The sequence below is a fragment of the Acinetobacter sp. V116_7 genome, from assembly GCF_056735735.1.
Window position 1 is genome coordinate 77482 of record NZ_JBWZIF010000026.1, and the last position, 12320, is coordinate 89801.

Annotated in this window: 9 protein-coding genes; 5 read left to right on the forward strand and 4 right to left on the reverse strand. The window is 38.7% G+C overall.

What is annotated here, in order from left to right; genetic code table 11:
* Window positions 1-6: 6 nt before the first annotated feature.
* The 4 genes from AC1PJP_RS11475 to AC1PJP_RS11490 all read right to left on the reverse strand — a co-directional run bounded on the left by AC1PJP_RS11475 (window position 7) and on the right by AC1PJP_RS11490 (window position 5661).
* On the reverse strand, window positions 7-2061 hold the full coding sequence (locus AC1PJP_RS11475; RefSeq protein ID WP_013198956.1) for a bifunctional diguanylate cyclase/phosphodiesterase: 2055 nt from the start codon (window positions 2059-2061) through the stop codon (window positions 7-9).
* Window positions 2062-2396: 335 nt separating this feature from the next.
* On the reverse strand, window positions 2397-3413 hold the full coding sequence (ilvC, locus tag AC1PJP_RS11480; RefSeq protein WP_004794656.1) for a ketol-acid reductoisomerase: 1017 nt from the start codon (window positions 3411-3413) through the stop codon (window positions 2397-2399).
* A 32-nt stretch (window positions 3414-3445) separates the two neighbouring features.
* Entirely contained in the window at window positions 3446-3937 is a 492-nt protein-coding gene (gene ilvN / locus AC1PJP_RS11485) for an acetolactate synthase small subunit (protein WP_001215920.1), read from the reverse strand.
* The gene (locus tag AC1PJP_RS11490; protein ID WP_004794658.1) at window positions 3937-5661 is read right to left on the reverse strand and encodes an acetolactate synthase 3 large subunit; all 1725 of its coding nucleotides are present in this window, start codon (window positions 5659-5661) and stop codon (window positions 3937-3939) included. The genes ilvN and AC1PJP_RS11490 overlap by 1 nt, the downstream gene beginning before the upstream one ends.
* Window positions 5662-6166: 505 nt before the next feature.
* Between AC1PJP_RS11490 and AC1PJP_RS11495 the strand changes: the two genes are divergently transcribed.
* From AC1PJP_RS11495 to AC1PJP_RS11515, 5 genes are all read left to right on the forward strand, one after another.
* Complete coding sequence (locus AC1PJP_RS11495; RefSeq protein ID WP_479767003.1) at window positions 6167-6514, forward strand: DUF4124 domain-containing protein; 348 nt, start codon at window positions 6167-6169, stop codon at window positions 6512-6514.
* 187 nt (window positions 6515-6701) lie between these two features.
* A complete protein-coding gene (leuS, locus tag AC1PJP_RS11500) occupies window positions 6702-9326 on the forward strand; it encodes a leucine--tRNA ligase (RefSeq protein WP_151826851.1) in 2625 nt (874 codons plus the stop codon).
* 27 nt (window positions 9327-9353) lie between these two features.
* Entirely contained in the window at window positions 9354-9863 is a 510-nt protein-coding gene (locus AC1PJP_RS11505; protein ID WP_004794663.1) for an LPS-assembly lipoprotein LptE, read from the forward strand.
* An 18-nt stretch (window positions 9864-9881) separates the two neighbouring features.
* Window positions 9882-10871 (forward strand): DNA polymerase III subunit delta, encoded by a 990-nt coding sequence (holA, locus tag AC1PJP_RS11510; protein ID WP_004794664.1) that lies wholly within the window; start codon window positions 9882-9884, stop codon window positions 10869-10871.
* A gap of 107 nt (window positions 10872-10978) precedes the next feature.
* Window positions 10979-12319 (forward strand): MacA family efflux pump subunit, encoded by a 1341-nt coding sequence (locus AC1PJP_RS11515; RefSeq protein ID WP_479767004.1) that lies wholly within the window; start codon window positions 10979-10981, stop codon window positions 12317-12319.
* Window position 12320: the final 1 nt, after the last annotated feature.

A 12320-nucleotide genomic window follows, 5' to 3' on the forward strand; every position in this document is an offset into this window, starting at 1 on the left:
AAAAGGTTAAACGAAATTAGCCCCTTGAGACTCAATGAGTTGATCAACCTGAACAGGCATTCCCAATAGATACCCCTGAAATTGCTGACATCCTAAACGGGTCAAAATCTCAACCTGCTGCTGGGTTTCCACTCCTTCTGCCGTTACCGTTAAACCTAGCTTTTTAGCTAAATGAATAATACTTTCTAGAATAACTTCTTCTTTTGAACCTGGTTTTAAATCAACAATAAAGCCACGATCAATTTTCAATTCGTCTACAGGCAAATCTTTCAAATATAAGAAGCTCGAATGTCCTGTTCCAAAATCATCAATGGCAACACGAATTCCCATATCACGTAGCCGCTCACAGGCTCGGATACTCAAGTCGATATGACGCATTGCCGTAGATTCTGTAATTTCAACAATTAAGTGATGAGGTTGAATTTGATATTTTTTTAACAATGCTTCGAGCGTACTAAATAACTTTTTATTTTCAAACTGTAATGCCGATAGGTTCACTGCAACTGGATAAAACGGTGTATTACTGCGTTCCCATGCTTGAATTTGTAGGCAAGCTTGCTCCAGTGCCCAATACCCCATTGGAATAATTAAACCAGTTTTTTCCGCACCTTCAATGAACATATGCGGAGTAAGTATTCCTAAGGCTGGGTGATTCCAGCGGATTAAGGCTTCAACTCCACAGACTTCAAGATTCGTATTAAATTTTGGTTGGTAATATAAGATGAACTGTTTTTCTTCTACGGCTTTATAAAGATCATTGATCAGTTTTGACTGACTTCTTGTTTCTTGCTGATGGGTTGAGTAACTAAAGATTGTATATGTATTCCGACCTTGTTCTTTAGACATGAGCATGGCGGCATCAGCATTCATGAGTAAGTCCTGAACATTCTGTCCATGCTCAGGAAAGAGTGCTACGCCGAGACTTGCAGAAATATTAATTTCCTTGCCAGAAATTTGATAGCTTTCCTGAATCAGTTGTAAAACTTTCTCAGCCAAAACCACCGCTTCATCTGCATTAGTATTTTCAGCAATAAGTAAAAACTCATCGCCACCGATTCTAAGCAATTTACATTTTTCATTGAGTTGCCAATGTAAACGGTTTGCCATTTGAATAAGTAATTGATCACCCACGTGATGCCCAAATGCATCATTCACCGATTTAAAACGGTCTAAATCAATATATAAAAAAGCAATTTTCTGATCTTTATATCGATGATCTGAAAGTAATACCTCTGCATAATCAACCAAGTAAAGGCGGTTGGGCAGCTTGGTTAAATTATCCAATATAGATAAGTTAGCTAATTCTTTATTCGCCTTACGTAACTCTAAATTCTGTTGTGTGAGCCTTTGCTCTAACATCGCGACAATAAAACTTGCTACGAGTACCAGACACGTCACTAAAATAATCGTAAATAATAATAAGTCATGTTCTGCCTGATATTGGCTAATAAATTTATCAGTGATATTCGTCGCAATGAGCGCTGTATAGTGCATTCCCATAATGCTTAAGGTCATCATAACCGAAAATGCAATTTTTAAAGTTAGGCGGTAACGCTCATTGTCTTTTAATTTATAGGCTAATAAAAACGCCAGCCCTGAGCCACTCATTGCAATTAATATAGAAAATAATAGCAAGAAAGAGGTGTAATCTTTTTTATAGATATTAATATTCCAGCCCAACATACTAATGTAATATGAAGCTGAAATCCCAATTCCCATAATAATAGAGCTTAAAATGAGTCGGAATAAAGGGAGCGTAAAACGCGAAGTCAACCACATTGCAATGCACGATAGCAAAGCACTAATGGCAAATGAAACAGTAATCAAAGGAATATTCGAGTTAACTGTTTCAGACAGATGATAAGCTTGTATACCAATAATATGAACAATACTAATTGCTGATGCGAGCAATAAGCCATTGATAAATAGAATTAAGGACTCAAATTTTTTATAGACTTGCTTGAATATTAATTGCTCCATGGAAATCACAAGATAGCAAATGAAGCCAGCTGCAAAAAAAGAGCCGACGATCAATGTGCTATCGTAATCAACATGACCCATAGTGGACTTCCATGATTATTCAATACTTTTTTTTATTTTGTTCAACTCATTGCCCAAAATACAATTAAAAATTAAACATGTTAAAAAAATTTTAGTAAATTTGACGTTTTTAGTCAGTTATAAACAATAACATTATCTATATTTTGGTCAAGTATTTTTTACTTTATAAATCAATAGAGTAACTAAAAATTAAGCATCCAATTATATGAAAAATATAGAATTTCTTTAATCTGGTCAAGTTGACCTAATCGCTCTTTTTCGCATTCAAATAAAAACAGTATAAAAAAGAACCCTGCTTAGTAGCAGGGTTCTTTTGAAGCTTTAGAAAAAGAAAATTAGTTCTTTTCTTTGTCTACGATTTTGTTTGCTTGAATCCAAGGCATCATCGCACGTAACTTATTACCAGTTACTTCAATACCATGCGCAGCATTTTGACGACGACGAGCAGTCATAGATGGGTAGTTTAATGCACCCTCTTGAATGAACATCTTCGCGTATTCGCCAGATTGAATACGTTTCAACGCATTACGCATTGCTTCACGAGACTGTTCGTTAATTACTTCAGTACCAGTTACATATTCACCATACTCAGCATTGTTAGAAACTGAGTAGTTCATGTCAGCGATACCGCCTTCGAACATCAAGTCAACGATCAATTTAAGTTCGTGTAAACATTCGAAGTAAGCCATTTCTGGAGCATAACCAGCTTCAACTAAAGTTTCGAAGCCCATTTTCACGAGTTCAACTGCACCACCACAAAGAACTGCTTGCTCACCGAATAAGTCAGTTTCAGTTTCTTCACGGAATGAAGTTTCGATAATACCAGTACGGCCGCCACCTACGCCTGAAGCATAAGAAAGAGCAACGTTACGTGCATTACCAGAAGCATCTTGGTGAATTGCGATTAGGTCAGGAACACCTGAACCACGTTGGTATTCAGAACGAACTGTGTGACCAGGTGCTTTAGGAGCAACCATGATTACATCTAAATCTTTACGTGGAACAACTTGGTTATAAAGAATTGAGAAACCATGAGCAAATGCAAGAGTTGCACCTTCTTTGATGTTCGGCTCAATCACGTCACGGTAAAGTTGTGATTGGAATTCATCTGGAGTCAAAATCATTACGAGGTCAGCTTGCTTAACAGCAGCAGGCACTTCTGCAACTTTAAGACCAGCATTTTCAGCTTTCTTCCAAGAAGCTGAACCAGCACGTAAACCTACAGTTACGTCTACGCCTGAGTCTTTAAGGTTAAGTGCATGAGCATGACCTTGAGAACCATAACCAACAATCGCTACTTTCTTGCCTTGGATGATTGATAAGTCACAGTCTTTATCGTAAAAAATTTGCATTTGTGTTCTCCGCTAAAATACTTTTTAAAAAATTAAATGGCTAAAACTTTTTCGCCACGGGCGATACCTGATACACCTGAACGAACGACTTCTAGAATAGTGTTTTCTGCAAGTGCATCGATAAAACCATCTAATTTTTCAGTTGTCCCTGCTATTTGAATGGTATAGGTAGTTGGTGTCACGTCGACAATTTGCGCACGGAAAATATCCGCTGTTCGCTTAATTTCAGCACGTGAAGCACCTAACGCTTTTACTTTAATCAACATCAGTTCACGCTCAATGTGTGAACCTTCTGATAAATCTACTACTTTTACAACTTCAACAAGCTTGTTGAGCTGCTTTGTAATCTGTTCAATCTTATGGTCATCACCATAAGTGGTTAACGTCAAACGCGATAAAGTTGGGTCTTCGGTCGGGGCTACATTCAACGTCTCAATGTTATAGTTACGTTGACTGAATAAACCTACCAAACGAGAAAGCGCACCAGCTTCGTTTTCAACGAGTACAGAAATAATATGTCTCATTATGTACGCTCCCCTTTCCCTAACCACATATCCTTCATTGACTGACCTGCGATCAGCATTGGATAAACATGTTCTGTACGATCAACCATGACATTAATGAATACACATTTATCATTAATCGCCATTGCTTCAGCAAGCTTTGACTCTAGTTCGTCAGCATGATCAATCTGGATACCTACATGACCATAAGCTTCCATCAATTTGCCAAAATCAGGTAATGATTCAACGTATGAGCTTGAATGACGACCTTCATAGTTCATATCTTGCCATTGTTTAACCATACCTAAAGCACGGTTATTTAAGCACAAGATCTTCACATTCATACCGTATTGCTTACAAGTTGAAAGCTCTTGAATACACATCTGAATTGAAGCTTCACCGGTAATACAAACTACCTGTTGATCTGGGAAAGCCAACTTAGCTGCCATTGCATAAGGTAAACCTACGCCCATGGTGCCTAATCCGCCTGAGTTAATCCATTGACGTGGACGTTTGTACTTGTAATACAACGCACCAAACATTTGGTGTTGACCCACATCCGAAGTAATAATGGCATCGCCATTAGTCGCTTTATATAAAGCTTCAACAACTTGCTGTGGCTTCATCGTGCCATCAGCAGGTGTTTCATACTTCAAACCATGAACTTTACGCCATTCATTAATTTGATCCCACCATGCAGCAATTGCTTCAGGGTTTGGCTTAGACACATTCAATTGTTTCAACTGCGTCAACATTTCCTGAAGTACAGGCTCAACCGCCCCTACAATCGGAATGTGCGCCATGATCGTTTTTGAAATGCTTGCCGGATCAATATCAACATGAATAACTTTTGCATTCACACAGAATTTTGCAGGATTATTGGTTACTCGGTCATCAAAACGCGCACCAATTGCAAGAATGACGTCAGCATTATGCATCGCCATATTTGCTTCATAAGTACCGTGCATTCCCAACATGCCCACGAACTGTGGATCATTGCCTGGGAAGCCACCAAGGCCCATAAGTGTATTTGTCACTGGATAGCCCAACAAATGAGCCAATTCAGTCAATAATGCTGATGCATTACCTTGAACAACACCACCACCCGTATAAATAACAGGGCGTTTTGCACTTAAAAGCTCATCAATCGCTTTACGAATTTGACCAGAATGACCACGTGAAGGTGGTTGATAAGAACGCATCTTCACTTTTTCAGGATATTCGTACGCAAATTTTTCTGCAGGATTTGTCGCATCTTTAGGAATATCGACTACAACAGGGCCAGGGCGACCACTTGATGCGATATAAAATGCTTTTTTGATAATTGCAGGAATTTCACTTGCATGACGAACTTGGAAGCTGTGTTTCACGATCGGACGTGAAATACCCACCATATCAGTTTCTTGGAAAGCGTCTTCACCAATAAGATGTGATGCAACCTGGCCAGACAAAATCACCATTGGGATTGAGTCCATATAAGCTGTTGCAATTGGAGTCACAGTATTAGTTGCGCCAGGTCCAGAAGTGACCAGTACTACGCCAGTCTTACCTGTAGCACGCGAGTAAGCATCTGCCATATGACCAGCAGCTTGTTCATGACGTACGAGGTAATGATTAATTTTGTCTTGTTGAAATAGCGCATCATAAATATGTAATACAGCGCCGCCTGGATAACCAAAAACATGTTCAACGCCTTCGTCCGCAAGAGCACGAACGAGCATTTCACCACCAGATAAAAGTTCCAACGTGATTCACCCTAAAATCTTTATCACTATTTATGGAAGGCACAAATAGTGTTTCATTCATTGAATTGTCTGCACTGTTATAGCACACATATTGTCTAGTTTTCGTTGCAATAGAAAAATTTCTGTTTTTCAGCCGTATAAGCTTTTTTAACATTAATAAAGCATGTCTGGATATACATACTTTAAGTAAAATCAATCTCTCGGCTAGAGAGAGTGTCTATTACAAAACATGACGGTTATTCGAAGGGTGATCAAATAATCGCATATAAAACTAAAGGAAGCATTTTTGTTGTTTAATTCACTAAAGTCAAGATTAAAGAAAAGGTTTTTCCATAAAAAATTTTAGCTGCTTCTTTTTTAATCTAAAATTAAATCGTAAATTTGGTAGTTCTACCCTCTATTTATTAAAAATAATTCTTCTTTTTTATATAAAACCATGCATTGTAAATTGCTTATTTCTGAACTTTATTTAAATATAGCCAGCTTTCTTTGGGGAATATCTAATATGAATTTATCTTATTTAAAAACAAGCTTATATACGGCAGTTGCAACAGTGATTTTAGTTTGCTCAAGCCAAAGTCAGGCACAGCAATATTACAAATGGATGGATAAAAATGGCTCCACCCATTACACCACGACTCCACCACCTAAGAGTGCAAAACATTTGGACAAAGTTTCAACTTACGGTAGCCAATCATCCGTAAAAAATTCGACGCCTTCTCCAGAACAACAATCTCAAGATAAAACAGATAAAGTAGTGCAAGAGGCAACTAACGTCGCACAGGAAAAAAATGCACCAGCAGTAGCTGTTCCACCTGTAGCATCTACCCCATCTGCTCCAACACCGCGATAAGTAAAATGAGAGTGGTGAATATTTTCATCACTCCTCTATTATTTAAAATAAAGAAGAATAGATTGAGAAATGTTTATTGTTCATATTAAAAGATAAAATCCTGATCTAAAAACTGACATTTCCTGTTATTTTGCGCTATGCTGTGCAGCAATCTTTCATTTCAATTTTCGTTGTATAGCTTACGTCTATGACTATTTCTCACATTGACCCCGAATATCAAGCAAACACGATTGAACCATCAGTTCAACAAGATTGGGAAAATCGTAAAGTCTTTAAAGTTGCCGACACTGTCGAAGGTAAACATCGCTACATCCTGTCAATGTTTCCTTACCCAAGCGGCAAGCTGCATATGGGGCATGTGCGTAACTATACAATTGGCGATGTAATTAGTCGTTTTTACCGTTTAAAAGGTGAAACTGTATTACAACCTATGGGTTGGGATGCATTCGGTTTACCTGCTGAAAACGCAGCAATTGCCCATAAAGTTGCTCCGGCAAAATGGACATTTGAAAACATCGCTTACATGCGTGACCAATTAAAAAAATTAGGTCTATCTGTAGACTGGGATCGCGAATTCGCGACTTGTACACCAGAGTATTATCACTGGGAACAATGGTTATTTGTTCAGCTTTATAAAAAAGGCCTGATCTACCGTAAACTTTCAACAGTAAACTGGGATCCGGTTGACCAAACAGTTTTAGCAAACGAGCAAGTTGAAAATGGTCGTGGCTGGCGCTCAGGTGCATTGGTTGAAAAACGTGATATTCCAATGTACTACTTCCGTATTACGGACTATGCACAAGAATTATTAGACGATCTTGACACTTTACAAGACGGCTGGCCTCAACAAGTGTTGACCATGCAACGTAACTGGATTGGTCGCTCTACAGGCATGGAAATTACTTTCCCTTCAGCCAATACTGAAATCTATGCTGATGGTTTAACTGTTTATACAACACGTGCCGACACGCTAATGGGTGTGACATATGTTGCTGTTGCAGCAGAACACCCTCTCGCGCTTAAAGCTGCTGAAAACAACCCTGAATTGGCTGCATTTATTGAAGAGTGCCGCATGGGTTCAGTTGCAGAAGCTGACTTGGCAACAGCCGAGAAAAAAGGCATGGCAACAGGTTTGTTTGTAAAACATCCTGTAACTGGTGAAGAGCTTCCCGTCTGGATCGCAAACTACGTACTAATGTCTTATGGTTCTGGCGCAGTAATGGCTGTACCAGCGCATGACGAACGTGATTTTGAGTTTGCTAACAAGTTCAACTTGTCAATTAAGCAAGTGATTGATGCCAAAGGTGCTGACGATGCAGATTACTCTGCAACTGAATGGCAAGAATGGTACGGTTCTAAAGAAGGTAAACTTGTTAACTCTGGTGAGTTTGACGGTTTAGAATTCCAAGCTGCGTTTGACGCATTCCTTGCAAAATTAGAACCACAAGCTTTAGCAAACTCTAAAGTTCAATTCCGTTTACGTGACTGGGGTGTTTCTCGTCAACGTTACTGGGGTTGTCCAATTCCAATGATTAACTGTGATACTTGTGGTCAAGTCACAGTTCCAGAAGACCAGCTTCCAGTTGTATTACCAACAGACGTTGTTCCAGATGGTTCAGGTAATCCGCTTAACAAAATGCCTGAATTCTATGAAACTAAATGTCCTTGTTGTGGCGGCGATGCTCGTCGTGAAACAGATACTTTAGATACTTTCGTAGAGTCATCTTGGTACTATGCACGCTATGCTTCTCCAGACTTTACTGGTGGTATGGTTAAACCTGAAGCAGCTCAAAACTGGCTTCCTGTAAACCAATACATTGGTGGTGTTGAACACGCAATTCTTCACTTACTTTATGCACGTTTCTTCCACAAATTAATGCGTGATGAAGGCGTTGTACAAGGTAATGAGCCATTTACCAACTTGTTAACTCAAGGCATGGTACTTGCAGATACGTTCTATCGTGAAGCAGAAAATGGCAAAAAAACTTGGTTCAACCCAGCTGATATTGAACTAGAACGTGATGAGAAAGGTCGTATTCTTTCTGCAAAATATTCAGGTGACGGCCAAGAAGTTGTGATCGGCGGACAAGAAAAAATGTCTAAGTCGAAAAATAACGGTATTGACCCACAAGCGATTATTGATCAATACGGCGCAGATACAGCTCGTGTATTCATGATGTTTGCTGCTCCACCAGATCAGTCTTTAGAATGGTCTGATGCAGGTGTTGAAGGTGCAAACCGTTTCTTGAAACGTGTATGGCGCCTTGTAGCTGGCTTCCTTGAAAAGGGCAACTCAGCTTCTACAATCGATACAGCTAATTTATCTAAAGATGCTCAAGACTTACGTCGTAAAACACACGAAACTATTCAAAAAGTAAGTGATGATATTGAACGTCGTCATGCATTCAATACTGCGATTGCTGCTTTAATGGAACTATTAAACGCAAGCAACAAGTTTGAAGCAAAAGATGACAATGACATTGCTGTAGAACGTGAAGCAATCACAACACTCTTAACTTTACTTGAACCGTTTGCACCGCATTTAAGCCAAACTTTATTGGCTCAATTTGGTACAGATGTTACAGCAGCAACTTTCCCTGAAGTTGATGCTTCTGCGTTAACACGCAATACACAAACGATTGTTGTACAGGTTAATGGTAAACTTCGCGGTAAACTTGAAGTTTCTGTTGATATTTCTAAGGAAGATCTATTAGCTCAAGCTAAAGCTCTACCAGAAGTTCAACAATTCTTAACTGGACCAACAAAAAAAGAAATTGTGGTTCCAAATAAATTAGTTAACCTCGTGGTTTAATTAAAGTTATTAATGAGAGGATCAAGCATGCACTTAGCCAAACGTTTAGCCGCTGTTGTTTTAACCTTAGGCCTTAGTGCAGGCTTAGTCGGGTGTGGATTTCATTTAAAAGGAACCAACCCGACTGCGACTCCGCTTGTTTATAAAAAGTTAAGCCTTGAGTTACCAGCTAAAACTGATGATTTGGAAACGCAGTTAAAAGTGTATTTAGCTGCAAATGGTGTTCAACTCAGCAATGATAATGATGCCTATGTACTTCGTGTTTTAGAGTACACACCACGTCGTCAGCTTTTAAATGGAAAACTAACTGAAGTATTATTACGTTTGACCGTAACCTTTCAGATTGAAGATCGTCAGGGTAATAAAATTACTGAGCCACGCTCATTAACTGCATCTCGTAGTTATCAATATGACTTGGCAACAGTCAACACTGAAAATCAGCAAGAAAGTTACTTACAACGTATTGTAATTGATGATATTGCACAGCAAATTACTCGTCAGATTTCAGCAAATCGCTTACCAAAAGCTCAGCCTTAATCTGTATTTTTACCAGCAATGAAAATTGATTATTTACAAGCCTTAAAACGTACTCCGGAAGCTCGGGGTGCGTGGATTTTGCATGGGCAAGAGCCTTTATTAGAACAAAATTTATTAGATGCCTTTCGAAAAAGCTGGCAACAACAAGAAGTTGAAAGACAGCGCTATGATATTAGTAGCGTAAGCGACTGGAAAAATGTTTTTAACGCACTTAATAGCTTATCTTTATTTTCTCAGCAGCTTGCTATTGAAGTACACGGCAATATAAAACCTGATGCGAATGGCTTAAAACAACTCAAAAGCTATATACAACATAATGAACATAACCTCCTATTAATTGTTTTACCCAAACAAGATAGTAGCAGCTTAAAATCTGCTTTTTTCCAAGTTGTTGAGGCAAATGGGGTTGTAGTTGCCCTCACGGCAAATTACCCTCAAGATCGTCAAAGAATTTTATCTGCTGAAGCAGAGAAACTTGAAATTCAACTCGACAATGATGCTTGGCAATGGCTAATGCAACATCATGAGCACAATTTGCTTGCAGCTAAAAATAGCTTGATGCGTGTAAGAGACACATTTCCAGACCAACAACTGATTCAAATTGAACAATTATATGCGTGCCTACAAGATCAATCACGCTATACCACCTATGATTTAAGTGATGCATTATTAGAAGGCAACCTTGGCCAATCTATTAAGATTTTTCAATATTTAATTGCAGCAGGCGAACCAGACAGTCTGATTTTATGGACTTTAAGTAAAGAAATGCGCTTGTTGATGCAGTTGTTTGAACAACCCCATAATGCCTTACAGCTCGGTATATGGAAAACAAAAGTCAGCTTATATCAACAAGCATTAAGAAGACTAAATCCACAACAGTTTCTAGGCTGGTCTACCCTTCTATTGCAAATCGATGCAGCAATTAAAGGAATGTCGAACGAAAATGCAGAACATTTAATGCAGCAAGCGATTGCTGAATTATGTGGAAAAACATTATTTATACAGTAATTCGACTGTATCCTTTTTCTTCATTCCTGAAATATCATAAAAATTCACGTTTTATCCTCATTTCGCTTTTATACTAAATTAAATTTTAAACTTTTCGACCTCTCGCCATGCCAAAAATAAAGCCAATCAAACTTGTTATTATCATCGTCTGTATAGTCATTATTGCTCTTTTAGCCTGGAAGTTTTTCAAGCCAAAACAGCAGCAGCCTCAATATATTACTGCCGAAGTAACACGCGGGGATATTGAAAATAATGTACTTGCAACGGGTACACTTGATGCAACCAAACTGATTAGTGTCGGTGCTCAGGTATCTGGTCAGGTTAAAAAGATGTATGTGCAACTTGGCGATCAGGTTAAGCAAGGTCAACTTATTGCACAGATTGATTCAACGACCCAAGAAAATAGTTTAAAAACTTCTGATGCAAATATTAAAAATTTAGAAGCACAGCGCCTTCAGCAAGTTGCTTCTTTGAATGAAAAACAACTTGAATACCGCCGTCAGCAACAAATGTATGCGCAAGATGCAACACCGCGTGCAGATTTAGAATCGGCTGAGGCAAGCTATAAAACAGCTCAGGCACAAATCAAAGCGTTAGATGCACAAATCGAATCGGCAAAAGTCACAAAATCTACGGCGCAAACCAATATTGGTTATACGCGTATTGTTGCTCCAACAGATGGTACGGTTGTTGCGATTGTGACCGAAGAAGGTCAAACAGTAAACGCCAATCAAAGTGCGCCAACAATTGTCAAAATTGCAAAACTACAAAATATGACGATCAAGGCTCAAGTCAGTGAAGCTGACATTATGAAAGTTGAGAAAGGACAACAGGTTTATTTCACTACATTAGGTGAAGACACTAAGCGTTATGCAACTTTACGTCAGATTGAACCTGCTCCAGATTCTATTTCTAGCGAATCAACAAGTACGACAAGCTCAACAACGAGTTCAGCTGTTTACTATAATGCCTTATTCGATGTGCCAAATATCGATGGTAAATTGCGTATTGATATGACTGCACAAGTTTATATCGTATTAAACTCAGCTAAAAATGCCCTACTCGTTCCATCATCAGCACTTAGCTCTAAACAATTTTCAGGTCAAAGAAAATCAGGCCAATCATCTGATAAAGCAAGCTCTACACCTGAAGCTGCTAAAAAATCACAAGGAAATGGAGCTCGTTTAGAGCGTCTTAACCTGACTGCTGAGCAAAAACAGTTAATTGAACAAGGCAAATTAACGTTAAGTGTTGTACGTGTATTACAAGCTGATGGTACAACTAAACCAACTCAAATTTTGGTTGGCATTAACAACCGTGTAAATGCACAAGTTCTTGCAGGCTTAAAACAAGGTGATCAAGTTGTCATTGCCGATAGCGCAGATACTTCTGCTGCATCAGCTAATAGTAGTAATAATCGTCGCCGTAGTGGCCCAATGGGAATGTAAG

Coding starts and splice junctions, on each gene's coding strand:
- AC1PJP_RS11475 (WP_013198956.1), bottom strand. CDS start 2,061: ATGGGTCATGTTGATTACGATAGCACATTGATCGTCGGCTCTTTTTTT.
- ilvC (WP_004794656.1), bottom strand. CDS start 3,413: ATGCAAATTTTTTACGATAAAGACTGTGACTTATCAATCATCCAAGGC.
- ilvN (WP_001215920.1), bottom strand. CDS start 3,937: ATGAGACATATTATTTCTGTACTCGTTGAAAACGAAGCTGGTGCGCTT.
- AC1PJP_RS11495 (WP_479767003.1), top strand. CDS start 6,167: ATGAATTTATCTTATTTAAAAACAAGCTTATATACGGCAGTTGCAACA.
- leuS (WP_151826851.1), top strand. CDS start 6,702: ATGACTATTTCTCACATTGACCCCGAATATCAAGCAAACACGATTGAA.
- AC1PJP_RS11505 (WP_004794663.1), top strand. CDS start 9,354: ATGCACTTAGCCAAACGTTTAGCCGCTGTTGTTTTAACCTTAGGCCTT.
- holA (WP_004794664.1), top strand. CDS start 9,882: ATGAAAATTGATTATTTACAAGCCTTAAAACGTACTCCGGAAGCTCGG.
- AC1PJP_RS11515 (WP_479767004.1), top strand. CDS start 10,979: ATGCCAAAAATAAAGCCAATCAAACTTGTTATTATCATCGTCTGTATA.